Raw genomic sequence first — 24667 nt, forward strand, 5'->3', positions numbered from 1 at the left:
TTCAATATTTAACTGAACATAGAAAAACGAAATTAACTGAAATTTCCGTTATTTTTGCTTGATTTAATTGTTAATAATTAATTTTAAAATGAAAATAACTTTAGATGATTTTGATCACAAGATCCTTCAGATCTTAAGAAAGAATTCAAGGCTTAGCTATGCAGAAATAGGTAGAATTATTTCGCTGTCACAATCAGCTACAAAAGAACGCGTGATGAATTTGATAGATAACGGAATAATTCGTCAGTTTAGCATGGAGATAGACTATCAGAAATTAGGGTATGATTTGAAGGTACTTATAAGTATGAAATTTAAAAATGATGATTTCAGAAAATTTATTGCTGATCTGGAAAAATTTCCTGAAGTTCTGAACTGCAAAAGAGTGACAGGCGAGTACTGTCTAATTACTGAATGTATCCTAAGAGACAGCTCTCACCTTGAAAACCTTATAGACAGGCTAATTCCTTATGGAATTCCAACGACATCCATCCAGCTTTCAGAAATAAGTTTGCAGAAAATCTAAAATAGCAGAAAGTATTAAAAAGGCAAGATATACGAAGTATCGCTTAACCTTTTAATGATTCTCTTACCACACGTTTTTCGGTATAGGAAAGAAACACCACCGCTGACTCCGGACAAGTCAATATCATTGAGTGCTTCCGGATCTAACCCTAACCACATTATATTGAAGATGCTTAGGGTATCTCCGTGAGAAACAATGATTATGTTTTCGTTGTCACTGTCCATTATTTCATTGTAGAAAGGCAGTAATCTATTCCAGACATCAAATCTGGATTCTGCATCGCTGAAGCATTTATCAAAGATTGTTTTCTCTTCGTTTTCAATGTTTTCTTTCAGCCATTGAACAGATTTTCCGATAGCTTTGCCTAAGCTTCTTTCTTTTAGCGCATCTCTCAGGTTGGCAGTCATATTTAACTCTTTTCCAAGAATCTCAGCAGTTTGTCTTGTCCTCTTAAGGGGTGATGTATAAATTGTATAATTGATGTCCTGAAATTCTTCCTTTATTTGGCATGCAATGTTTTCTGCCTGCATTGCTCCTTTCTCAGTCAGTTCCCAGTCCGTCAATGAACCTATCATACCATTTGTATGATGAATAGATTCAGGGTGTTGAATTGTGATTATATTTTTATTTAATAGCATTAATTTATTGTCGTTTAAAAAAACAAGAAATAATAAGCAAATATAAGCAAGTTCACATTTTCTGATTAATTAAATTTTAGAATGAGATTAATAAAACTATGATAAAAAGTGAAAAATAATTTTTAGAACAAAGTAATTACAGTTTCTAAGTTTCCTGGCCGGAAAGGATTGTTGAATTTAATTTTAACATTGACCAGCCAGTTCAATGTGACCCAGCTGGCCTTTCCCAAATGATCTTCAACCTATTATCCAACGCTCTCTCACACGGATCGGTAAATACACCAGTACTTTTAAAAGCAACTGTGAATGATCGTTTTTGGAAATATCATTGATTAACATCGGAACACCAATTCCTGAATCAATGATAGATCATTTATTTCAACCATTTCACAGGGTCAGCGGCCACTCCAATAATAATGGTTTTACCTTTCAAGTAGATTTATAGGTTATTGAAACATTTTCTTTCTAATTAAAAGCAGTTCATGAAAGTGCATTTTTCAGAATCTTATTTATTTACTTCAAAAAGCATGTAGCTTGAAGCAACAGCACATACATCATAAAATGGACTGATGGCATGTAACAATAAATAGCTCAGGATTGTCATAATAATGAACTATTAATAGAATCATGAAGAAGAAGACATTGCTTTCAATTATTTTAATAATACCTTTCCTTGCTTTCTCACAAAGTATCACAGGGAAGATCACACAATCAGGGAAACAGGTTTCATATGTAGAGATCATCGCGGTAAAAGATCAACTCAAACAAACTGCCATCTCTGACGAACAAGGAAATTTTGCTCTGAAGCTTCCTGAAAATGGAATTTATCAAATAGTTTGTATTCTCGACGGAATCGAAGTTTCAAAAGATGATATCACTGTCAACGGAAGTACAAAGTACGATCTTGCTTTTGAAAACAACCCTATAAAAGAGATCGAAGGCATAGTCGTAACGGCGAAAAAGAAATTGATCGAAAGAAAAGCAGACCGGTTGGTCTTTAATATCGCCAATTCACTAGCCTCGCAGGGGATGGACGGCATAGAAGCACTTAACAATACACCACAGATCAAAGTTGATGAAAATGCGGGGATCTCTATGGTCGGGAAAAGCGGGATCGCAGTGATGATCAATGATAGAATGCTGAACCTTTCCGGAACAGAACTCATTAATTACCTCAAAGGTCTGCGTTCGGAAAATATTGAAAAAATAGAGGTGATCACCGCACCACCATCCAAATATGAGGCGCAGGGAAACAGCGGACTGATCAATATTGTTTTGAAGAAAAACCAAAACATGGGCTGGAATGGTAATCTGACAACCAGTCTTTTTCAGACCACGTATGCAGGGTTTTCCAATTCCGCGACGGTCAATTATCAAGGTGAAAAACTGAGGTCATCACTGAAGTTGAGACAATACGACAGTCAGAAACATTCGTATGAGAACTACAAGATCGCGGGTTCAGATGGGATGGCAAGCTCAGATGACAGGAGAGATTTCTGGAACGGCGGAGGTCTTAATTACAGTCTGGACTATGAGTTCAATAAAAAATCAACTGTAGGATTGGTGTACGATTACGGACTGGGAAATTCAGGGATGGATATAACGAACACTTCAGATTATTTTCAAAATGGAAACTATACCAACTCGCTGTTTACCTATGCAGAACACCGCACCAAAAATAAAAACAACACCATAAGCGCCTACTATGACCTGAAATTCGGAAAACGGGATAACAAAGTGAGCATTACAGGAAATTACTTTTCCAATACGCCCGCAAGCAATATTGATTTCACAACGAAAGACAATTCCGGCAATTTTTTCATCGTAAAAACCCCGTCCGAACTGAATTACAAAATATATTCCGGTCAGGCCGATCTCACGCTTCCGTTTGAATTTGCAAAGACAGAAACCGGAATCAAATTCACAACTTTCGATAACAATTCAGACGTCAAGTATCAGAATCTGATCAATGGAACTTATATTACAGATCCGCTGAGAACTAATCTTTTTAAATATCAAGAAAAGAATTATGCTGCATATATGAGCCTTGAAAAGGAACTAGCTGAAAAATGGACCGTAAAAGCAGGCTTAAGATATGAATATTCTACCGTAATCGGCGCATCTGCTTCCACTGGACAGAAAACAGAAAACTCTTATGGTAAATTGTTTCCCACTGCCTATCTGACCTACAAAGCCGATGAAAATAATACCTTTAACATCAATTATTCCAAAAGGATCAATCGACCGGGCTTCCGTGCAATCAATCCATTTCGCTGGTACACGAATATTAATTCTTACTATTCAGGAAACCCAGCTTTAAATCCTTCTATCAATCATAATGTTGAACTTTCTTACCTGTATAAAGGAAAATTTTCTGCCTCGGCGTATTTTCAGAGAGAATTAGATGCTTACAGCCAGCTCGTAGTTTTGGATGGAGAAAATAAGACAAGCAATTTCTATAATTTCTTCAATAAAAACAGTACAGGAATTTCCTTGAGTTTTTCCGATAATTTATTTAATTTCTGGGAAGTGAATTACTCAGGTGATTTCTCTCATATGCAAACTCAGGTTTTTACGACCGACGCAGCTTCCAGAAAAGGAAACAGCACGTCTTTTAACCTACAGAATAGCTTTGCTTTAAAAAAAGACAAAACAATTCAGTTTTTTATGAATTACTGGTTCCGTCTGCCTTCAAATATTGGGAATGTCTATTCTTATTTTGTCGGAAATTTAACTTCCGGTGTAAAAATGAATTTGATGAACAAAGATCTTCAGATAAATGTCTATGTTTCTGATATTTTCCGTCAAGCGAAAAGCCATGGAGAGATCTATTATCAGAATTCTGTCCACTCATTCGACAATTACTATGATGGACAAAACCTTACAGTCTCTTTAACTTACAATTTTGGAAATAAAAAAGTAAAAGCACAGGAACGCAATCTGAAATTTGATGAAAAAAATAGAGCAAATTAACAATTAGTTATAGTGATGCTTCTCAAGTAGATTAATTATATTATAGTAAAATGAAACTGTATCAATATATACACGTTGCACTAGACCAAATGAACTATAAGTACTTAACAGAGATTAAACTATAAAATAATAAGCTACCTTAATATCGGAAGCTCGATAATTACCTCCAATCCTCCTAAGCCGTTTTCCATGAAACCTAATTTTCCAGAATGCATTTTTACAATTTGTTGTACGATATAAAGTCCAAATCACTTTTGTTTATGTTCGTATATGTCACTTCCAGTCAAATAATTTGACTGAATCTCCAGAAGCTTCTTTGAGCAATAGTGGTGATATTATACTATGGGATATAATTAAAAACTTTGGAAAACTTGATATCATAGTTAATAATGCAGGGGTCAATTTATCAACAAAAGGAGTTTATAACACTAGAAATTTTACGAATTTGTCAGGTATTTTGATAAATTGATAGCTTCCAATAAATTATCTACCCAAAAGTTTTTTAGTTATGAATTCATTAAAAAATAAGTCTCTGTAAATATTTCCTATGGGAATTTCGTTTTCACCAATGTAAATAGTATTGTTATCTAAAGAATCTATACTATTTGAGTTTATAATATATGATTTACTCACTCTGGCAAAAATATTTTTTGGTAATTGTTCCTGAATTGTTTTGATATTCATCGCAGTAATTATTTTTTGATTTTCAGTATGCAAAATCACATAATCTTTCAAACCCTGAATAAAAAAAATTTCGTTAAAATAAAGTTTAAACATTTTGCGTTCTGCTTTCACAAATAGATAATCATCTGTAGCAGGCTCTATATTTGAGGTTTCATTTTTAGGTTTTAGAAGCTTAGAATAGATTTTGGCTTTTTCTACCGCTTTTTGGAAACGTTCTAATCGTATGGGTTTAATAAGATAATCTACCGCATCTACTTCATAACTATCAACAGCAAATTCTGAAAATGCAGTAGTAAAAACGACAAGCGTTTCTTTTGGGATACGATTGGAAAATTCGATTCCGTTGGTTCCTGGCATCTGAATATCGAGAAAGACTAAATCCACAGTGTTCGGATTGTTGTTTAGAAAAATTCCCGCAGATTCTGCACCATTAAAAGTATCCAGTAAAATCAAATTCGGTGTTTTCTCAATTAACATATGTATTGCTTCTCTTGCAAGAGGCTCATCATCAACAATAATACATTTCATTTCTTTAAATTTATAAGATAATAATTACTTTCAATTTTACTCAACAAATTAGTATGTAGCGATCTTAAAATGTCATCGATAAATAAACGGAAAAGGTTTGCTCATTATTCTCAATTGTTAGTGAATGGGTGGCTGGAAATAATAATTCTAGTCTTCGTTTAACATTCACTAATCCTAGACCTCCGGATTGAGAAATGGTTTTTTGTAGCGGTTTTGAATTGATGCATCGAAAGATCAATGCTTCATTCTTTACTTCAAAAAAAACATGGACGTAAGATGATTTTACAGAATCGTTATTATGTTTTACTGCATTTTCTACGAATGAAATAAACAGTAAAGGTGGAATCTGCACCCCACTTATTGCACCTTCTTTCGAGATAAGAAAACTGAAATTGTCACGTCTTATCTGTTCTAAATTAAGAAAATCTTCTACAAAATGAATATCCGCTGTTAGCAAAACTTTCTCTCTTGTACTGTCATATAGTTGGTAGCGCAGCAGATCACTTAACTTAAACAAAACCTGAGAAGCTTTTTTAGGGTCTTTTTGAGTCAACACGTTAGCATTATTCAACATATTGAATAGAAAATGTGGATTGATTTGATTTTTTAATTGTTCTAATTCGGTACGGGCATTAGCTTTTACCAATTCATTGATAAGTTGTGCATCGATGATCCATTGCTGAAATAATTTTATAAATGCAGAAGCAATACTGAGCACGATCACAACAAAAGACAATGACAGGAAATTAATTTTGTCATCCTGATAAGGCAAAAGATAGGGTTTGAAAAAATATGCTGCCAAATGATGTGTAAATGCCCAAAAAATGACATATAAAAACACAAACAATCCATAGATAGAATATTTGCTTTTGAAAAGATACCTGGGAACCCAAACATACATATTGATATAAGAAAGCAAAAAAACCTGAAAAAAAATCAACAGCCGATTGTATGTCTCTATTGGTTCAAAATATTCAGGATTACTGTAATATAAAACCACAAGACTGAAAACAATAAGTAATAGATGTCTATAGATCCGATGTTCCGGAGAAATGATAAATTGGAAGATCCGATTTTCATTGATAAACTTATTCTGTAAATTTTTGTTCATTCCATCAAAAAAATTAATAATAACAAATGTAAAGTTTACAACAATTATAACCGGATTTTTTATACAAGAGTATGTCTTTATTATACGAAAACCAAAATAACATCATTCTCAAATGAGAAATCATTTAAGCCAAAAAAATTTAGTCGTTGAAACATATACTTTCATATAAAAATCAATCACTTTCGTATAATTACAAGATAATGAGGTTTGTCCAAAGATAGCTTTGCTTCAGAATTTAAATGAATCTAAAACGATAATGAAGAACAAACTTTACATCCCGTTGTTTCTAGCGATTTCAATGACTGCTATTGCACAAGAGAAGGTAACACTCAGCGGCACCATTGCCAACAAATCTAACAACGAAACCCTTATTGGCGCAATTATTTCTATTCCGGAAGCCAATATTACGGTGGTTACAAACTCTTATGGTTTTTATTCTATCACCCTTCCACATGGTAATTATACTATTGTGATAAGCAATTCGGAATTTGAAACTTTCGAAGAAAGAATTTCATTAACCGAAAACACAAAAAGAAATTTCGTTCTCAATGAAAATAGTCGTACCAAAAATATTGACGAAGTTGTTCTCACAAAAAACACAACAAAAGCCAATATCCGCACACCGGAAATGAGCGTGAATAAACTTTCTATAGCAGCCATAAAAAAAATGCCTGCAGTGATGGGAGAAGTGGACGTTTTGAAATCCATTCTTCAGCTCCCTGGTGTATCCAATGCGCAGGAAGGCGGTTCGGGCTTCAATGTGAGAGGTGGTTCTGCGGACGGGAATCTTGTTCTTCTGGATGAAGCTGTGGTTTATAATACATCCCATTTATTTGGGTTTTTCTCGGTTTTCAATTCGGATGTGATTAAGGATTTAAAATTGTACAAAGGCGGGATTCCCTCTAATTTCGGAGGAAGGATTTCGTCGGTTTTAGATATTTATCAGAAAGAAGGAAATAACAAAGAATTTCACGCCAATGGAGGAATTGGTGCTGTATCGAGCAGATTGCTCGTAGAAGGTCCAATTGCGAAAGAAAAAGCTTCGTTCGTGATTGCAGGAAGAGCTTCCTATGCCCATCTTTTCCTGAAACTGGCAGATGAACCCAATTCTGCTTATTTCTATGACCTGAATGCCAAATTGAATTACAAGATCAATGATAAAAACAATTTATATCTCTCCGGTTATTTCGGTAAAGACGATATGAGCTTTAATAATAGTCTGATGAATGATTATGGCAATTCACTTTTCAATATAAGATGGAATCATATCTTTTCTGATAAACTATTCTCGAATGCTTCCTTAATTTATAGTAAATACGATTACGGTTTGAAAATAAAATTCGCCGGGCTGAACTGGAATTCTGACATCAAGAATTATAATTTTAAATACGATCTCAAACATTATTTGTCAGATAAGATCAATCTAAGCTATGGTATCAATGCAATATATTATCAATTTAATCCTGGGACAATTGATCCTTTTGATGAATATTCTCCGGTAATTCCAAGACAAATAGCGAAGAAATATGCGTTCGAAAGCGCACTATACATTAATGCAGAACAGAAATTATCTGATAAACTCTCCGTTAATTACGGCCTCAGATACAGTAATTTTCAAAGATTGGGAGATGAAAAAAGAAATATTTATCAAAACGGTCAGGCTGTGGTTTACAATCCGGAATTAAAAATTTACGAAGAAGGAACGCCGATCGGAACTGTTGACTATGGAAAAAACAAAAAAATTATTTCATTTGATAATTTGGAACCTCGTTTAGCAGTCGCTTATTCGTTCAATAATGATCAATCTATAAAGGCTAGCTATAACAGGATGAGCCAGTATGTTCATTTAATATCCAATACCGCTTCCATTTCGCCACTTGATATCTGGTCTCCAACTGACCAATATCTGAAACCTGAGATTCTGGACCAAGTCGCATTAGGTTATTTTCAAAATTTTAAATCAGGAAAATATTCTTTGGAAACTGAAGTCTTTTATAAAAAAGTCAAAAACAAAACGGATTACGTGGATGGCGCAGACCTAATTGCAAATGATGCTATTGAAAGAGTATTACTTACAGGTGAAGCCCGTTCTTACGGATTAGAAATTCTATTAAGAAAAAATACGGGAAAACTTACGGGATGGCTTTCTTACACACTTTCGAAAGCAGAACAAAGAGCACCGGGAAGAACTGCCGAAGAACCGGGAATCAACAACGGGGAATGGTACAGAGCAAATTATGACAAAACCCACAATCTCTCACTGACTGCAGCATATCAATTTACGAAAAAATGGAGTTTCGGTGGAATTTTCACTTATCAGACCGGAAGAGCTGCAACTTTCCCGAACGGCAAATACCAATATCAAGGAATTACGGTTGCCAATTATGGAAAACGGAATGAAGACTCGCTTCCTGCATATCATCACTTAGATATTTCGGCAACTTATACTCCCAAAGCTGACAGCAATAAAAAATGGAAAAGCGAATGGGTTTTTAGCATCTACAACATTTATGCAAGAAAAAATGCAGCTTCTTTAACATTCGGACAAAATACCGATACCGGCTTGAGCGAAGCCAGCAGAATATCAATTTTCGGAATCATTCCGAGTGTGACCTATAATTTTAAATTTTAATTCTAAAAACATATAAAAATGAATTTTTTCAGAAAATATTTTATCATAGCATTGGGATTGCTTCTGGTTTCTTGTGAAGATGTAATAGATGTTGACTTAGATACAGCAGAACCAAGATTGGTAATTGATGCTTCTATCGATTGGCAAAAAAACACCACGGGGAACGAGCAAAAAATCAAACTTTCTATGACCACAGCCTATTACAATGAAGAATTTCCAATAGTTTCCGGTGCTACTGTTACCGTTTCAAATTCATCTAACACGGTTTTTAATTTCGTAGAAAATACGGGAACGGGAGAATATGTATGCAACAATTTTCAACCTGTGATTGGAGAGACTTATACCCTAAAAGTTATTATAAACGGAGAAACTTACACCGCAACGGAAAAAATGATGAGTGTCGTAAAAATCGAAAACAATATCGACCAAAACAACGAAGGCGGAATAGCAGGTGACGAAATCGAAATCACTTATTATTATCAGGATGACGGCTCTCAACTCAATTATTATTTATACAGCAATAAAATTCCTCAGGTTGCTTTTCCACAATATGAAGTTGAAGATGATGACGATACGCAGGGAGGATTGACGCCGGTTTATTTTTCCAACGAAGATTTGAAACCCGGAGATATCGTCAACATAAAATTGTACGGAATATCGAAAAGATATTATGAATATTTCAGAAAACTCCTGAATGCTTCAGGAAATGACGGAAATCCATTTTCAACAACACCAACGGATGTTCGGGGTAATATCATCAACCAGACTAACAGCGGCAATTTTGCTTACGGATATTTCAGATTGTCAGAAGTGGCTCTAAGAGATTATACGGTTCAATAGCTTATCTTTATTTCGCATTTTACAAAAATGCATTATTTATAAGACCCTTTACTAGTGAAGGGTTTTATAATTTAAAATATTATCTTTTAATTCTTCCACAGAAAGTTTTCTTAATTCTACGGGGAAATGTGAGCGCAACTTTCAAAAAGCCATATCTTCACCAATAGGAGATCGGATATAAAAAAAGACTGACAATTAATTTTTATTATATACTTGCGCAGCACTTTGAACGCACCAAATAATCAAATAATCCTCTTCATTAAATTGGACGGCAAATATAATAGTATTGCTACGATTATCTATATTCTTAGATCAAGTTTAGCCTATTTTTTATTTTTAGGGAAAATTAAAACCCGATGAATTACCAGACATTTGACCAACATCAAGAATTGAAGATGCTTTTACCAAAGCAACAATATCAAAATCCAAAGCTGAAATTTCTTTCAGTGTAGAAATGATCGCTGTTGACGATATAATGTTGCAACTGTAGTTATCAATTTTAAAATACTGCGATGAAACATCGAGTCCTTCTGAAAAGTCCCTTTGCACGATCGCATTATTACCATAGATATTAGCGACCTTGACCTTTTCATCTGTGAGCATAGCGTCTCTATATACTTCGATCCCACGTCAAGTTTATTCTGGATGAGCCCATATTTTCTGCAGCTCTTCCTCAGATATCGATCTTTCTTCCTGTTGAACGATTTCATCAACGACAAAACGCAGTTCAATGTAAGAATTCTTGATGCTCTTCTCAATAAACCCTCTAAGAGTATAGATCTCATTGTTGGTGATCTTACTTCTTAGCAAGGAAGAAATACGAATCCCGATTGAAGTATGGTCATCTTCTGAGAACAAAAGGTCGTAGTAATAGTTCGCATAGGATTTGCCACCGCCAAAAGCATATCTGCCTTTAGATAGATCAAGATTGACCGTTTCGTTTAGCTTCAAAATACCTATTACTGATGCCGTCGAATAGACGTGATAAGAGACTTCTTGATCGTCCATGTGATTGACCGTCGTTTTAAAAAAAATTATGAGCAAAGATATTGCTAATTGAAATAAATAGTGTTCCTCATATAATAAAAGCCCGTGGGTTAAAATCACAGATATGTTATACCTTTTCCCAGAAAAGAAAAGCCAATAAAAAGATAAACTGATTTCCCATCAAGGCAACACTTATATTCTCGGTTTTCATGACAACAAAAATTTGTATTTTTAACGTGTCCATTATAAAGTTAAGAAATTATAAAAGATGGCATCGATTCCCCAAATTAAAACCTATCATTTTCTGCCCTTCAAATATGGATCGGAGCTTCTATTGGATATAGGACGTATTGAAACTCTGAAAAATTATGTACTGGACGGCACATTGCATCAACTCAGTTTTTACGAAATTATCTTCATCACAGAAGGTTCAGGAACATTGGCACTGGGCGAGAATAAAGTCTCAATTCAACCGAAAACCATCATATTTACCAGTCCAGGGCAGGTTCGCCGGTGGGAAATTGAACAACAGGTCAAGGGATACACGCTGTTCTTTGAAAAAGATTTTCTCCATCTCTTTTTTTCGGATGAACTTTTTCTGTACAGGTTCCAGTACTTTCATCAGTATTCGCATCCCGCTGAAATGCAGATCGATGAACAATCATTCAGGAAATGCCTGCAACTTGTGCAGGAAATAGAACTGGAATTCGGGCAAATCCGGAATGACAGCAATCATATGATCAGGTCAATTCTTTACCAACTGCTTATCGTACTCAACCGCTATTATGCCGGTACGTACAATATCCAGCCGGATACCTATGTCCATGCGGATTTCTATCGATTCCGGTCGCTGCTGGAAAAAAGATTCCTACAGGACCAGACCGTTGAGTCCTATACCAGAGCGCTTAATATCAGTCCAGGATTTCTCAATAAGATCTGCAGGCAGTTCAGCGGATTGTCAGCGCAGCAGATGATCCATCACAAGCTGGTTTCAGAAATAAAGAAACAGCTGCATCAGAATAAATCCGCAAAAGAGATCTGCTATGAGCTGGGATTCTCTGACCCGTCCAACTTTAACCGTTTCTTCAAAAAGATCACGCACATCACGCCGCAGCAATACCGGAAGAGTATAAAATGACAACTTTAAAGATAAAATGACCTTTTTTCAGGCGACGTATCTTTCTACTTTTACAGAAAAAAGAATATGATAAAATCTGCAACACTCGGTCTTTTAATCTTGTTTATGAATCTGCTTTGGATCAGGGCAGAGCAATTTTATGTGGATCCCCTGAAAGGAAGTGATACCAATTCAGGAACTAAGGCTCAGCCGTTAAAGAACCTTTTAGAGGCTGCCAGACGCGTCAACCTGAACAAACAGCAAGGAGAAACAACGATCATTCTTTCAGAAGGTATTCATATTTTAACTCAAACTGTTCTATTTAACAATGATAAATACAGCGTTAACAACCGTCTTATCATTCGCGCAGAAGTGATGCCGGATGATGCAAACTGGACACCCGATAAAATGCCGGTCATCATAACAGCGGTACCCCTTGAGCCCGGCATAGGCGGAGAAGAAGCGAAAGGCATACAGACCGAGGTAAGCCACGTGACCATTGAAGGCCTAAGGTTTACAGGCAGTCCTGATTATACTTATCTCGATCATGATAATTTGCGTCGCTCCTACCCTATATGGCGTGATGGAAAAAAACTGGATGACTTCTGGTAACCCAGTGCCTGTTTGCAGGGAATGTAGATGTAATGCCATTACACGTTGGTGTCATAGCCAATGGTTACGGTCTGGTGATCGACCATTGTGTTTTTTTCAACTGTAAGATCCCTGTTGTCTTCTGGAAAAACGATGGAAGCACCGGCAGCCGCAGTGCCATGAGACATTCGTTGGTCTATGGCGGATACTTCTGCGGGGTCTGGACAACACAGGGAACCAATGGAGATGATTTTGACTTTCATCACAATATCATCGCGAACACAAGTACCATATGGATAAGGGAAAAAGGAAGTCAGCGCAGATACAAAGCGTCTGATTGTATGTTTGTCAATTATAATAAACTGGCAGGATATGGAAACGGCCCCTTAAGCGACAGCGATGCCACCTCAACGGATTTTCTGGAAATGAAAAATATACAGACCACAGGAAACATTGTCATTGAAAAAGACCAGAGCAAACGCAATTACCTGCAATTGGCGGAAGGTTCGAAAGGTTCAGAATTAAATGCCGGGCTTTTTAAAAAACGAACACTATAAATACAGGTGCTAATCTTATGCCCATCAAATAATATGAAAAATACAAGAATAATTTTGTTTCTTTTTCTTTTTGCAGCAGAAAGTGCATACAGCCAAAAAGTAAATTTAGACAGTAGCAATCTTATACCTAATAAGGTCAGTATGCAAATTGATCATTCACAAGGTGAAAGTATTGTAAGGGTCGTTAAAGATCCTATTATAAAGGAAGCGGACGAACCTACATTTGTAAGGATAAAGAACATTAATTTTAAAAATGGCATCATCGAGGTAGAGGTTCTAAGCCGGCTTCTTCCTACAGCTTCTCCAACAGACCGCGGATTTATCGGATTGGCATTTAGGATCAATGAAACCAGTTCCAAATTTGAATCAATATATATACGTCCGACAAATGGAAGAGCTGAAGATCAGGTAAGACGGAATCACTCCATTCAATACTTTTCTTTTCCAGATTATAAATATGAACGTCTGAGAAAAGAGAATCCTGAGAAATATGAGACCTATGCTGATATGGGTTTGAACGAATGGATCAAGATGAAAATTGAGATCAAAGGCAGTCAGGCAAAGCTTTTTTTAAACAAAGACAAACAGCCTTCCCTTATTGTGAATGACCTCAAGCAAGGAGCAGATATTTCTGGGGCTATTGGTTTATTTGTAGATGTGGGCACAGAGGGTTACTTCCGCAATCTTAAAATTACCCCTTCAAATTGATTCATACGGGTACAGGCCTTGTACATATTAAGAGAATTTGATTGATACTATTCTCTAACAGAATGGTAATTTTTTTTAGCCGGCATGCTCTTAGGATCTGTATAAAGTATTTATAAGCTTACAACGAATTTACTACTTTGTATTGCATAGTATTTATAAATAGATATATCTTTGTATAAATTATAACTCAATGCAAAAATTTTTATTATTAAGTCTTGTTGTTTTGTCTTCTTTCCTTTCGAAGGCTCAGGATCTGAGTCGAAAAATTGATAGTCTGATCCAATCAGAATTTAAGGATATCAATGAACCCGGCGGCGTTTTCCTTATCTCCAAAAAAGGAAAGCCTGTTTATGAAAAAGCCTTCGGGATGGCCAATCTGGAATTGGATGCGAAGCTGAATACGAATAGTGTTTTTCAGATCGGTTCGATGACCAAACAGTTTACGGCCATCGGCATTCTGATACTGGAAGAGCAAGGAAAATTAAAGGTCAGTGATCCGATTTCCAAATACATTCCCTCATATCCCAATGGAGATAAGATCACTATCCATCATCTTCTGACCCACACTTCAGGTATCAAGGATTTTACGAAAATGAAAGCCCTGCAAGACATAGCCCAAAAAGAAATGACCCCGGAAAAGATGGTCGATTTCTTTAAGAATGAACCAGCCGATTTCGCTCCCGGAGAAAAATTCGAATATAATAATTCAGGATATGTCGTTCTGGGTTATATCATTGAGTTGGTATCAGGCGAAACATATGAAGATTTTATAAAGAAGAATATATTTGACAAAGCAGGAATGACGAATTCTTATTATGCCAGTGACAGGAAGATCATTAAAAACAGGGCATTTGGCTATCATAAGAAAAGTACCGGTTACGTGAATAAAACAGTCATTAATTTCAGCGTTCCGTTTTCTTCAGGTTCATTGATGTCTACTTTGGATGACATGCTTAAATGGCAGAATGCTTTAAATCAAAACTTACTATTAAGTTCTAAAGAAGAGACGAAAGCTTTTACCAAATACAAACTTAACAACGGCAAGGAGATAGAATACGGCTACGGCTGGCATTTGAAGAACATCAATGGAATCCCGACCCGTGAACACGGCGGAAGTATCTTCGGATTCAAATCGATGGCTGTTTACATTCCAAGTGAGGATTCTTATATACTTGGATTCAGTAACTGTGACTGCAACTCTCCTACTCAGCTGATAAGAGACATTGCAAAATTAACTATGGAAAATTCCAAAGTTAAATAACTTCAGGTGGATAATACTCCATCAAACAACAATCTTCAACCATCAAAAATATTAATATCATGAAAAAACTTAAGGCAGAATTTTCATTAATCTTATCTCTGACCATTTTACTTTGTCTTCAGAACCTATCGGCTCAAAGTATTATCAATACTCAAAAGCAACCAACCAGATCAATTGACAGCCTTATCGAAAAGAAAATGAATGACGCAGGAATCATCGGAATCGGAGCCGCCATTATCATCGATAAAAAACTGGCTTGGACGAACGGATATGGTTATGCAGACGAAGAAAATAAAATTCCTTTCAAGCCCACAACCATTATGAACATTGCTTCAATTAGTAAAACCTTTACAGGATTCTGCATCATGAAAGCAGTCGAGGAAGGAAAGGTCGATCTGGATGAAGATATCAACCATTATCTGCCTTTCAAAGTCATCAATCCTAATTTTCCCAATGAGAAAATTACCCTGAGACATCTGGCTACCCATACTTCAAGTCTTGCAGACCGTTATCCTTTCTACACGGACAGTACTTATGTTTCTAATGGTCAAAAACCAGAGCCTTTGGGTGATTTCTTAAAAAACTATTTTGTAAAAGGTGGAAAGCATTACGATAGAGATAATTTTATAAATTCTAAACCAGGTACAAATCGCGACTATTCCAATATTGGTGCAGGTTTAGCCGGCTATATCATTGAGCTGAGAACAGGACAAAAACTCAGTGAATACAGTAAAAAATATATTTTCAAACCTTTAAAGATGAAAAACTCCGGTTGGAATCTATCGGAGATCAACTCGAATAACCACTCCAAACTTTATCAAAAGGAAAACAATAAAATAAAGTCAATACCGCTGTATGAAGGTACAACTTATCCAGATGGCGGTGTCAGGACTTCTGTAGATGAACTTTCAAGATTTTTTATCACTCTGCTGAATGATGGAAAATACAATAACACGAGATTACTGAAAAAAGAACTGGCAGAAGAAATGATTCGGTTTCAGTTCACACAATCTAATACACCTGATAATGTCAAACCTGACAAGCTTAATTCAGGAATTTTCTGGGCAACAAAAATGGGAGGTACAAGAATTGGCCACAATGGTTCAGATCCAGGCGTCAGAACATTTATGCTTTCTGATGTAAAGAAAGATGTAGCTGTAATCGTATTTTTCAACACCTCATTGAGGGAGGCAGATGAAGACAAATTTTTCTATATCTATGAAGACTTGTATAAATACGGTATTAAATTGAGATCAGGATTATTACAAAACTGAATCTTTAAAATGTAGAAGATCAAACATTCCATTATTGAAATAAGCGTTCAAATGTACAACAGAGTACAAATACCAGACAGACCAATATGTTTTTTTAGCTGACCTTCAGATTTTCAATTCTTTTTATTTGAAAATTTGTAATTTTATACGTAACGGAATTCATATTTGAAGATTTGAATCCAAATCTATAGAATAATCACAATAACAACATCATGACCGAACAGAAAATTAAAAAACCGGCAAAGTCCTGCTATGACCATTTGGGTGGAAAATTAGGAGCATTGCTCATGGAGAAATTTATAGAAAAAGGCTGGATCGCAAAAGAAAGTTCAGGTGACAAATATTTCTTTATCACAGATAAAGGTCAGCAGGAATTTTCAAATCAGAAAAATTATAAATGAATTGTAAGTGTTTACCAGTATCACCTGATAAGACTTTTTCCGGATCGATCATCTCATAATTGCTAAAGTTTATTTTATCCATAGATTTGCAAGCATCATCCTAAAGGTCCATAGCAGTTATAGTCATTTAAACCGATGCGGAACCCAAATAACCTATTTTATGAACAAGAATTTTTTGCTCGCATGTTTCCTTCTCATTTCAACATCACTGATGCCCCAACAATTCAAAAATGACAGTATAAAAGACTTTATCGACAAGTCTATAGAGTTGATAAGGTTAAATTCAATACACACCGAAAATCTGGATCTGATCAAAAGTGAATTGTACAACAGGTCGAAAGACGTTCAATCGTTGGACCAGGTCGCCCCTTTTTATAAAGAAGTATTCAAAGACCTCAATGACCACCACGGCAGCTTAAAATACAAAGGCAAGACCTATGGCTGGGATAAAGCTTTGGCGGCCTCAAACCCATATCTTAAAAACAAGATAAAAAGTGAAGATAAAGTGGTCAGCACTCTAATAGACAAAAGGTTTGCATACATCAGGATCCCGGGAAATAATGATTTTGCATTTAAAAAGGTAGACAGTATTGCGAATGATATTGTTTCTCACATCAACAACATCAATTCAAATAAAATAAAAGGATGGATCATTGACCTGAGGTTGAATACAGGAGGAAATATGTACCCGATACTACTGGGGCTCAAAGAATTCATTGGAAATGATATTGCCTTCGGAGGATTTAGGGATTCTCAAAATCAACCGACAGGAAATTGGGAGATCAAAGCCGGTAAAATGATCATTGACGGAGTGGAACTGGAAAGAAAACTGGTCTTAAAAAGACCTATAGGAAATTTGCCGGTCGTCGTCCTTACCAGCTGCTATACCGCAAGCGCGGGCGAAATGACCGCCATCTCTTTTATCGGAAGGGATAAGACCTTTATCGCCGGAGAAGCTACAGCCAACTATACCACCGCAGTTCAAGGTTTCAATATCAACAAGGTTGCAGGGATCAATTTATCTACAGATTATGTAGTGGATAGGAACCAGAAAGTTTACAAAAGCAATATAACACCGGATATAGAGGTTATGGGCGGAGACAATTTAGATAACCTTGATAAGGACCGCAAAATAATAAAAGCAATACAGCTGCTAAAAAAGTAGTTTTGAATATTACGATTCAGACCATATTTCTACTATTAAAGCGGCAAAAAATGCCGCTTTAATAGTAGAATGTTTTAAACCATAAGATTAGTTTCAATAACTCATCTGCAACTTTTTCACAAGAAGCTGGATTTTCTCCGGTGACAAATCTCCGGTCAACGATAGTATAAGGGCTCCAGTCTTCTATCTTGCTGTATATACCACCATTCTTTTTAAGCATATTTTCGACCAAGAACGGAACAACATCAGTCAGTTGAACAGCATCTTCCTCGGTATTGGTAAACCCTGTGACATTTTTATCCTTTACCAGATACTCACTATGTATTTTTACATCTTTTAAAGCCCTCGGGTGCATGACACACAAACGCTACTGGTTTATGATTGTTATAAAAATCAACAATAAGGTCTTGTGAAACTTTATCTTCAGCGAGATCCCAAAAAGGACCGTGTCCACCAGGATAAAATACCGCATCAAAATCTTCGCTTTTAACTTCCGATAGTTTACGTTTTTTTTTAACTTCTCCTTTAAAATTACATCATCGGCCATTCTTCGCGTGGCATCCTTTTGAGATGATGAAATAGATGGATCTCCAAATAGAATCTCAATAAAAGATACTCAGGAGGAAACTAAAAAAGCTAAATCATTTAAGAGAACTCTCGATTAAAATTGAAAAGCTCCAGCTTATTTGAAAAATTATTTGTGTTTTACTAACCTTAGTTCGCAATAACTTTTCACAAAATATAAGTTGGCAATTAGTACTAGGTTAAGTCGAAGTAATGATTGGGATTATCAAAAAATATTGTCATTTCAGATTTTAAAAATAAATCGACGTAGTATAGTATGTTCAACCAAACCAACTGCTTAAATCTTAAAAGAAATTACTACAATTCTATTAAATAAACCTATTTTATGTTGATTTTAACATATTAATATAAGTTTAGCATACCATTTGTTATTTGATACATAACAGCAATATCATGGTGGTTTAGAAGAAGAGTCTGTACAAACTAAAAGAATTATACCCTATCATGACAAATCATCGACCAGCCTACTCCGACAATGAATTATTTATTTTCCTCATATCCCGAGAAAGAAAACATTTTGAAGTAATCTATACGTTATACAGTCCTGTGATTTACGGTTTCTTGATTCGTTTAGGTCTCGCTGAAAAATACTCTGAAGATATATTACAGCAGACTTTCATTACGATCTGGAACAAGCCAGTTCCAATAGTATCAAACAACAAGTTGAGTTTCCTATCATGGATTGTACAGATAACCATAGAATCCACAAAAAAATATTTGGAAAATAAAGGTCGTAAATTCATCATCCACCAGAAAAGCTATCCTTCGGTATCAATTGAATTTACCGATGTACTGGAGCATGAATGTAAAGTTCAACATATTGCATAGCTTTGTTCAATGTGCTAAAGTGATTCACCTCAACATTATAAATTTGCGTCAAAGAATCAAAATCATGAATCATCGAAAAAGAATATTTACTCACCGTTACTAAAATCCATTTCCTGAAGAAAACGAAACTTATTCACCTCAAAAAAATGGTATAAATTTTTGGTCATTATAACTGCTCAAATTTATATATACTTTCATGATTCTTTTATAACAAGTCAAATTTAAATCACATTGCGTTTTGATAGATCATGGTGACATAAAATTTTCATTTATAGTACACATCGGCTGTCATCACCATAATATTTGCTTCTCGCGTGACTTTTTGCTTACGGTTGTAGGTCGTCATCCTGCCGCTGTAAAAATCTTATGCACTTGGCATCGCAATTTCACACTTACATGTTTTTAAAAAATTCACTAATTTAATACTGTATTAGTGAATTTTTATTAAATTGCAACAAGTTTATCACCATAAAATATAAAAAAAATTTGTAATAAACTTTTTTCAGCAATATATGAGTAAGTGGCATTAGCATTAAATTGCTCGAAGTACTTTGAATTTATTTCTATTGTCTATAATTTATTTAATATAAAATTTCAAATATTTAAAGTTTGAAAAATTCATATGCATTTATTCAAAATGATAGTAATATTCAAACCCATTATTTATGTGATAAATACACTAAATATATTGGAAGTACATTTGGCACTAAAAAAAACATAAAAATATTTATTCAATAAATTTAAGCATTAATAAAGTAAATCTTTTATGAAATAATTACAGATATAAAATATTACTCATTATCTAATGCTATTTATCTTTTTGATCTAATAATTACAATAAATAATAATATACGAATAAATTACTTGTGTGAAAAAGTTAATTAATTCGATCATCTGCAGATAAGAGTACCTTCTTCAGTTTGATATTTTGATGTCAATATAATTTTTTTACGATTCCACATGCATCACTTTATTAATTCCGGAACAAATATTTTGCTACTAACTCAAAATAATCAGCTTGAATTAAATCACTGTTCCCAGATCTTGATTGAAAACATTTAAAAGACACCAAACTAAATTTTATCTGAAATTGGAATCGTCGTTTACCTACGAATTAAAGTGGATAAATTTTGATTTTGTGCCAAATTAACTGTGACTTTTTTTAAATAAGTACCATTACAAATGAATAAAAATTACTATTATTTTTTGAAAAACATAACCATTATTATTTTTTCTCTGTTGTCTCAATTTTTATGTGCTCAGATAGACGAAAAGCGACAACAAGAGATCCAGAATTTATGGAATAACTCCGATAAGTATATACTCAGAGATGCTGTAAGTTCAATGAGATATGCCAAGCAAGCTTCACTACTCTCCGAAAGGTATGGAGATTCTTTTAATAGGGCAAAATCTTACTTGATACTGGGTAAATGCCTACTTTCTATTGATATGTATAGTGAAAGCTTATTTTATCTGGACAAGGGCCTTAAAGAGCAGGCAACTGTCGATCATCATGTTTTAAAAGTCCTTTTTAAAGAGTTCAAAGGTGACAATTATGGAAAAATGGGCTTACCTGAGCAGGAATACAATGAATATATTGATATTTTATCTTTTGTTCCTAAAGATGAAAAAAATCATGAATATCAGAGATTGATATCCCGTACCTATGCAAGAATGTCTGCCAATCTTGCCGGAAGGAAGGAATATGACAAAGCTGATAAATACATTAATAAGTCAATAAAAATACAAGAAAACTTTTTAGATTCAGAAGGAGAAATATATAACATATATATGATCAAAGGAGACATCTGCCTTAATAGAAAAGTTTATGATTCTGCCTATTATTTTTTTAATAAAAGTTATAAACTAGTCCGGAAAGATATTGAATATAAATACATGAGCTTGAAGTCATTCGGGGATTATTATAAAGAGATTGGAAATAAATCTAAGGCAATTTTGTTTTATCAACAAGCTCTGGACGACATCATTAAATTCAAAATTGATAATATTTTAAATAAGGCAGAGTTGTATAAGAATTTGTCCCAGCTCTCGGGAGAAATGGGTAATATCGGCAATAAAAATTATTATTCCGAACTTTATCAAAAGGAGTATGAAAAACTGCAAAATAAAAATAGTAAAGATATTCAGTTTGCGGTCAGATCCATACTAAATAATGAAAAACAAGAAAAAAGAATAATGGAAAAGCATAATTTCCAGACAATGCTTTCTATTATTGGAATTTTCTCAATACTATCTATTATTTTTTATTTTCAGTTTATTAAAATTCACAGGAAGAAAAAAGAATTAAAAATAAGGTTTGATGAAATTGTAAGTGAATTAGAAGAAAGAAAAAAAAGACAGGAAGAAAATATTTTGGAAAATGTTGATTTTTCGCACTCAACAATAAATGAGAATTCTACAATAGCTGTTAAGAAAAACACAAAAATGATTTCTGATGAAAAGGAAAAAGATATTATTACAAGGTTAACGATATTTGAAACAGGAACAGCATTTACAGAAAAAGGATTTACGCAATCCAATCTTGCAACAATCCTTGAAACCAATACGAAATATTTGAACTACGTTTTAAAAATACATCGCAACAAAAATTTTAATGACTATGTGAACGGACTTAAAATAAATTTTATTGTTGATAAGATTTATAATCATCCTGAATATTTGAATTATAAAATCAGTTATTTGTCCGAAATATGTGGATTTTCATCTCAAAGTCGTTTCACACATATCTTTAAAGAGGAACAGGGTATGTCTCCATCAGAATTCATAAACCAGCTAAAAAAACTCAATCAAAACACAAGTAAATAAATAACAAATACTAAATAAAGTTTTGTTATTTTCCGGAATTCTACCAATGTCAATTTAGGATTCGATACTACCAACAGATATCTTTGTATGGAAATAAAAAACATCAATGACTATCAAAGCACAACAAACAAAGTTCGCTTATCTAATGTTAATGTATAAAATAAGTGAACAAAAAGAACTTTACTTGTACGATTTCTACCGGCGTGGTCTCAATGAAGTTCAGCTAAGAATTTCAAGTTTAAAATCGTTACTACAAGACATGTAAAATACAACAAGAAGCATTTGGAATTTATTTGCTTAAACTGCAGTTTAAATTTAGAAAAAGTACATACATATCAAAACACAATGTTATTATAAATAGTAGATAGGATTATAGAAATTTAAAATCCTCTTCGAAAAATTACAGAAAATGGGACGGCTTTGTCCCAGTCTGTAATTTGTGAATGCATATGTTACAAAAATACTGTGCTATCCTCTACCACCCAAATAGTGAATTCAATAATATATATTCGAAACAAAATAACACACTGTTTAAACTCAAAATAATAGTATTGCTAAAGTACTTAGTTATTGATCCATTTAAGTCTTCGTTACCTTAAATAAAAGACTAGATTTAAATACTTTTTAAACAAAGTTCCTAGATTCTGGAGAATAAAATACGTCAATTTAATGGCTGTGATCTATGAGGACATTTTAGCATATTTAAATTTCAGTTCAATTACAAAACCTATAATACATTGATAACCAAAACATTATTAAACAACAGTAATACTTAAGTAGTGCTTTTTTTGTAGTTACACAAAAAAACATCGGTAATTTGTCTCCAGATTACGTAGATGACTAAAAATTGAAAATAAGTCAAAATGAGACTTTTTTATTAATAGTTGCTTGGAGTATATCGGCAAAAAATTAAGATGTTTTTTACAATAAAAAGCCGAGTCACGACTACCACTCAAATAAATTTTGATTCCTACAACTTTTCAAATATTTACTGCGATACTCAAAACAATAATGATTATAGATAAACACTTTAGTAAAATTATTAAATATAAAACAATGAGAAAAACGATTTTTTTTACATTCATGCTATTTTCAACCATAGCATTCGCCCAAGTAGGCATAAACACAGAGAATCCAAAGCAGGTATTTCATGTCGATGGAAGCAAGGACAATCCAAATACAGGAATGCCAAATTCAGCCCAGCAAATGAATGACGTAGTGATTACCAGTAGTGGACAAGTAGGAATAGGAACTATTACTCCCGGTGCAAAATTGGATGTCTCAGGAAACATTAATGTTAATACAAACTCTACCGGAAACGCTTCATCAATTAACTTTTACGAAAACTCATCAAATGGTACAAATTCAGTTTCTCTGAAAGCTCCATCAAATTTGGGTACAGACCGTTCAATTATTCTGCCTTCCAATACCCCCTCAAACGGTTTCGTATTAAAAACTAATGATTTAGGAGCAACAGAATGGGGACCGGTCAATCCCGCTTCCGCAACATTAGCATCAATCTCTTTAAGCAACGCATCATCCGGTTCCACTTCTATAACGAATGGTGGAACAAACGGAACAACGGTAAATCAGCGATTTTTTCAAAAATTTGATAATACAGTCACTGACCCTAATAACAGATTTGATGTCAGCACAGGTACCTATACTGTTTCCCAGTCTGGTATCTACCTCATTACCGCCTACATCATGCCCAATGCAGCGCCCAACAGGAATGAAATGGGATTTTACTATCCAGTCAATCTTGAAATTAGAAAAAACTGTGGAGGAAATCCTTCTGCAGGTACTAATATAATGGATAATGCGACAATCAGGTGGGCGACTCCGGGACAATCGATCTTACGCTATTCTGTGGTAGTTACCGGCATGGTTTCACTCAGTGCTGGTGACACATTAAATACCGTCATTTATCTAAACGGAACCAATGCATTTGGGTCAAGCAATGAAGGCATATCTTATCCATCAAACTTTACTTATGCAAACATTTCCGACTTCAAAGCCTTATTTAGTGTCACAGCTCTATAATTTCATATATAGAAAACAGTATCCATTGATAATTGTTTTAAGTTGAAATAGCAATGTTAACAACAAAAGCGACAAGCCCCGGAAATTTATTAACGCTTATACAAGCATTCCGGGCTTCCGTTTATATTAGAAAGCCAAAATGAACTATCGGGAAATTCATATAGGTTCTATGATACAAAAGCTGGTTAAGGAACTGGGGATCGAATCATCGAGAATCTGTAATTTTTTTAATATTGCAGAATCTGAAATTGATTTAATGTACAAGTCCAAGACCCAAGATACTGAAACTCTTCTAAAATGGAGCAAATTGCTGGAGTACGACTTTTTCAGGGTTTATATACAACACCTGATCCTGTATTCCCCGCAAAACTCTAAAGGTTCGCCCGATAATATCA

The 24667-nt window shown here is 34.5% G+C and carries 21 protein-coding genes and 1 pseudogene; 15 read left to right on the plus strand and 7 right to left on the minus strand.

The genetic code is table 11. From position 1 onward, the window contains the following. Window positions 1-88: 88 nt before the first annotated feature. Window positions 89-523, plus strand: a complete 435-nt coding sequence (locus BM371_RS14520; protein WP_034679546.1) for an Lrp/AsnC family transcriptional regulator — start codon at window positions 89-91, stop codon at window positions 521-523. A gap of 14 nt (window positions 524-537) precedes the next feature. On the opposite strand, the gene BM371_RS14525 is transcribed toward BM371_RS14520, so the two are convergent. Then, window positions 538-1161, minus strand: coding sequence for a histidine phosphatase family protein (locus tag BM371_RS14525; RefSeq protein ID WP_034679544.1), 624 nt, complete (start codon window positions 1159-1161; stop codon window positions 538-540). Window positions 1162-1788: 627 nt separating this feature from the next. Between BM371_RS14525 and BM371_RS14530 the strand changes: the two genes are divergently transcribed. Continuing rightward, window positions 1789-4134, plus strand: coding sequence for a TonB-dependent receptor domain-containing protein (locus tag BM371_RS14530; protein WP_051883072.1), 2346 nt, complete (start codon window positions 1789-1791; stop codon window positions 4132-4134). Between the two features lie 483 nt (window positions 4135-4617). Here BM371_RS14530 and BM371_RS14535 read toward each other — a convergent pair whose 3' ends face one another. Both BM371_RS14535 and BM371_RS14540 read right to left on the minus strand, forming a co-directional pair. After that, a complete protein-coding gene (locus BM371_RS14535) occupies window positions 4618-5346 on the minus strand; it encodes a LytR/AlgR family response regulator transcription factor (RefSeq protein WP_034679541.1) in 729 nt (242 codons plus the stop codon). A 64-nt stretch (window positions 5347-5410) separates the two neighbouring features. Further along, window positions 5411-6457 carry a sensor histidine kinase gene (locus BM371_RS14540; protein ID WP_034679538.1) on the minus strand — a complete coding sequence of 349 codons (1047 nt, stop codon included), beginning with the start codon at window positions 6455-6457 and terminating at the stop codon, window positions 5411-5413. 256 nt (window positions 6458-6713) lie between these two features. On the opposite strand from BM371_RS14540, the gene BM371_RS14545 reads away from it, so the two are divergent. Together BM371_RS14545 and BM371_RS14550 are read left to right on the plus strand one after the other, a co-directional pair. Further along, a complete protein-coding gene (locus BM371_RS14545; RefSeq protein WP_034679534.1) occupies window positions 6714-9089 on the plus strand; it encodes a TonB-dependent receptor in 2376 nt (791 codons plus the stop codon). 18 nt (window positions 9090-9107) lie between these two features. Continuing rightward, window positions 9108-9929 carry a DUF4249 domain-containing protein gene (locus BM371_RS14550; RefSeq protein ID WP_034679532.1) on the plus strand — a complete coding sequence of 274 codons (822 nt, stop codon included), beginning with the start codon at window positions 9108-9110 and terminating at the stop codon, window positions 9927-9929. Between the two features lie 336 nt (window positions 9930-10265). Here the strand turns inward: BM371_RS14550 and BM371_RS14555 are convergent, their stop codons facing one another. Both BM371_RS14555 and BM371_RS14560 read right to left on the minus strand, forming a co-directional pair. Next, window positions 10266-10532: a hypothetical protein gene (locus BM371_RS14555; RefSeq protein ID WP_034679531.1), complete on the minus strand. Its 267-nt coding sequence runs from the start codon at window positions 10530-10532 to the stop codon at window positions 10266-10268. A gap of 33 nt (window positions 10533-10565) precedes the next feature. After that, window positions 10566-10937, minus strand: a complete 372-nt coding sequence (locus BM371_RS14560; RefSeq protein ID WP_034679529.1) for a hypothetical protein — start codon at window positions 10935-10937, stop codon at window positions 10566-10568. A gap of 247 nt (window positions 10938-11184) precedes the next feature. Between BM371_RS14560 and BM371_RS14565 the strand changes: the two genes are divergently transcribed. The 8 genes from BM371_RS14565 (at window position 11185) to BM371_RS14595 (ending at window position 17990) form a co-directional block, all read left to right on the plus strand. Continuing rightward, window positions 11185-12054, plus strand: a complete 870-nt coding sequence (locus tag BM371_RS14565; protein WP_034679527.1) for an AraC family transcriptional regulator — start codon at window positions 11185-11187, stop codon at window positions 12052-12054. Window positions 12055-12120: 66 nt separating this feature from the next. Beyond that, window positions 12121-12645 carry a hypothetical protein gene (locus BM371_RS20780; RefSeq protein WP_228376815.1) on the plus strand — a complete coding sequence of 175 codons (525 nt, stop codon included), beginning with the start codon at window positions 12121-12123 and terminating at the stop codon, window positions 12643-12645. Window positions 12646-12803: 158 nt separating this feature from the next. After that, the gene (locus BM371_RS20785) at window positions 12804-13181 is read left to right on the plus strand and encodes a hypothetical protein (RefSeq protein ID WP_228376814.1); all 378 of its coding nucleotides are present in this window, start codon (window positions 12804-12806) and stop codon (window positions 13179-13181) included. A 141-nt stretch (window positions 13182-13322) separates the two neighbouring features. Continuing rightward, window positions 13323-13889 carry a 3-keto-alpha-glucoside-1,2-lyase-like domain-containing protein gene (locus BM371_RS14575; protein ID WP_228376813.1) on the plus strand — a complete coding sequence of 189 codons (567 nt, stop codon included), beginning with the start codon at window positions 13323-13325 and terminating at the stop codon, window positions 13887-13889. 190 nt (window positions 13890-14079) lie between these two features. After that, window positions 14080-15150, plus strand: coding sequence for a serine hydrolase domain-containing protein (locus BM371_RS14580; RefSeq protein WP_034679525.1), 1071 nt, complete (start codon window positions 14080-14082; stop codon window positions 15148-15150). Window positions 15151-15209: 59 nt separating this feature from the next. Next, window positions 15210-16424, plus strand: a complete 1215-nt coding sequence (locus BM371_RS14585) for a serine hydrolase domain-containing protein (RefSeq protein ID WP_081874600.1) — start codon at window positions 15210-15212, stop codon at window positions 16422-16424. Between the two features lie 212 nt (window positions 16425-16636). Next, window positions 16637-16825 carry a hypothetical protein gene (locus BM371_RS14590; protein WP_034679524.1) on the plus strand — a complete coding sequence of 63 codons (189 nt, stop codon included), beginning with the start codon at window positions 16637-16639 and terminating at the stop codon, window positions 16823-16825. A gap of 160 nt (window positions 16826-16985) precedes the next feature. Then, window positions 16986-17990 carry a S41 family peptidase gene (locus tag BM371_RS14595; RefSeq protein ID WP_081874599.1) on the plus strand — a complete coding sequence of 335 codons (1005 nt, stop codon included), beginning with the start codon at window positions 16986-16988 and terminating at the stop codon, window positions 17988-17990. Between the two features lie 58 nt (window positions 17991-18048). Here the strand turns inward: BM371_RS14595 and BM371_RS20790 are convergent, their stop codons facing one another. Then, a complete protein-coding gene (locus BM371_RS20790; protein ID WP_228376812.1) occupies window positions 18049-18354 on the minus strand; it encodes a type 1 glutamine amidotransferase family protein in 306 nt (101 codons plus the stop codon). Further along, window positions 18308-18445 (minus strand): annotated as a pseudogene (locus BM371_RS20795) (type 1 glutamine amidotransferase domain-containing protein); the annotation flags it as partial. The gene BM371_RS20790 and the pseudogene BM371_RS20795, both read right to left, overlap by 47 nt. 574 nt (window positions 18446-19019) lie before the next feature. Here BM371_RS20795 and BM371_RS14610 point away from each other — a divergent pair. The 3 genes from BM371_RS14610 to BM371_RS14620 all read left to right on the plus strand — a co-directional run bounded on the left by BM371_RS14610 (window position 19020) and on the right by BM371_RS14620 (window position 24272). Continuing rightward, window positions 19020-19403: an RNA polymerase sigma factor gene (locus BM371_RS14610; RefSeq protein WP_074958762.1), complete on the plus strand. Its 384-nt coding sequence runs from the start codon at window positions 19020-19022 to the stop codon at window positions 19401-19403. Between the two features lie 1182 nt (window positions 19404-20585). Beyond that, window positions 20586-22229 carry an AraC family transcriptional regulator gene (locus tag BM371_RS14615; protein ID WP_051883067.1) on the plus strand — a complete coding sequence of 548 codons (1644 nt, stop codon included), beginning with the start codon at window positions 20586-20588 and terminating at the stop codon, window positions 22227-22229. A 1056-nt stretch (window positions 22230-23285) separates the two neighbouring features. Beyond that, the gene (locus tag BM371_RS14620) at window positions 23286-24272 is read left to right on the plus strand and encodes a hypothetical protein (protein ID WP_131431024.1); all 987 of its coding nucleotides are present in this window, start codon (window positions 23286-23288) and stop codon (window positions 24270-24272) included. Window positions 24273-24667: the final 395 nt, after the last annotated feature.

It is taken from the genome of Chryseobacterium formosense (genome assembly GCF_900116415.1).
Classification (GTDB): Bacteria; Bacteroidota; Bacteroidia; order Flavobacteriales; family Weeksellaceae; genus Chryseobacterium; species Chryseobacterium formosense.

What these genes read in the sequence shown, in the direction of transcription:
- BM371_RS14520 (WP_034679546.1), top strand. Translation starts at nt 89, where the DNA reads ATGAAAATAACTTTAGATGATTTTGATCACAAGATCCTTCAGATCTTA.
- BM371_RS14525 (WP_034679544.1), bottom strand. Translation starts at nt 1,161, where the DNA reads ATGCTATTAAATAAAAATATAATCACAATTCAACACCCTGAATCTATT.
- BM371_RS14530 (WP_051883072.1), top strand. Translation starts at nt 1,789, where the DNA reads ATGAAGAAGAAGACATTGCTTTCAATTATTTTAATAATACCTTTCCTT.
- BM371_RS14535 (WP_034679541.1), bottom strand. Translation starts at nt 5,346, where the DNA reads ATGAAATGTATTATTGTTGATGATGAGCCTCTTGCAAGAGAAGCAATA.
- BM371_RS14540 (WP_034679538.1), bottom strand. Translation starts at nt 6,457, where the DNA reads ATGAACAAAAATTTACAGAATAAGTTTATCAATGAAAATCGGATCTTC.
- BM371_RS14545 (WP_034679534.1), top strand. Translation starts at nt 6,714, where the DNA reads ATGAAGAACAAACTTTACATCCCGTTGTTTCTAGCGATTTCAATGACT.
- BM371_RS14550 (WP_034679532.1), top strand. Translation starts at nt 9,108, where the DNA reads ATGAATTTTTTCAGAAAATATTTTATCATAGCATTGGGATTGCTTCTG.
- BM371_RS14555 (WP_034679531.1), bottom strand. Translation starts at nt 10,532, where the DNA reads ATGCTCACAGATGAAAAGGTCAAGGTCGCTAATATCTATGGTAATAAT.
- BM371_RS14560 (WP_034679529.1), bottom strand. Translation starts at nt 10,937, where the DNA reads ATGGACGATCAAGAAGTCTCTTATCACGTCTATTCGACGGCATCAGTA.
- BM371_RS14565 (WP_034679527.1), top strand. Translation starts at nt 11,185, where the DNA reads ATGGCATCGATTCCCCAAATTAAAACCTATCATTTTCTGCCCTTCAAA.
- BM371_RS20780 (WP_228376815.1), top strand. Translation starts at nt 12,121, where the DNA reads ATGATAAAATCTGCAACACTCGGTCTTTTAATCTTGTTTATGAATCTG.
- BM371_RS20785 (WP_228376814.1), top strand. Translation starts at nt 12,804, where the DNA reads ATGAGACATTCGTTGGTCTATGGCGGATACTTCTGCGGGGTCTGGACA.
- BM371_RS14575 (WP_228376813.1), top strand. Translation starts at nt 13,323, where the DNA reads ATGCAAATTGATCATTCACAAGGTGAAAGTATTGTAAGGGTCGTTAAA.
- BM371_RS14580 (WP_034679525.1), top strand. Translation starts at nt 14,080, where the DNA reads ATGCAAAAATTTTTATTATTAAGTCTTGTTGTTTTGTCTTCTTTCCTT.
- BM371_RS14585 (WP_081874600.1), top strand. Translation starts at nt 15,210, where the DNA reads ATGAAAAAACTTAAGGCAGAATTTTCATTAATCTTATCTCTGACCATT.
- BM371_RS14590 (WP_034679524.1), top strand. Translation starts at nt 16,637, where the DNA reads ATGACCGAACAGAAAATTAAAAAACCGGCAAAGTCCTGCTATGACCAT.
- BM371_RS14595 (WP_081874599.1), top strand. Translation starts at nt 16,986, where the DNA reads ATGAACAAGAATTTTTTGCTCGCATGTTTCCTTCTCATTTCAACATCA.
- BM371_RS14610 (WP_074958762.1), top strand. Translation starts at nt 19,020, where the DNA reads ATGACAAATCATCGACCAGCCTACTCCGACAATGAATTATTTATTTTC.
- BM371_RS14615 (WP_051883067.1), top strand. Translation starts at nt 20,586, where the DNA reads ATGAATAAAAATTACTATTATTTTTTGAAAAACATAACCATTATTATT.
- BM371_RS14620 (WP_131431024.1), top strand. Translation starts at nt 23,286, where the DNA reads ATGAGAAAAACGATTTTTTTTACATTCATGCTATTTTCAACCATAGCA.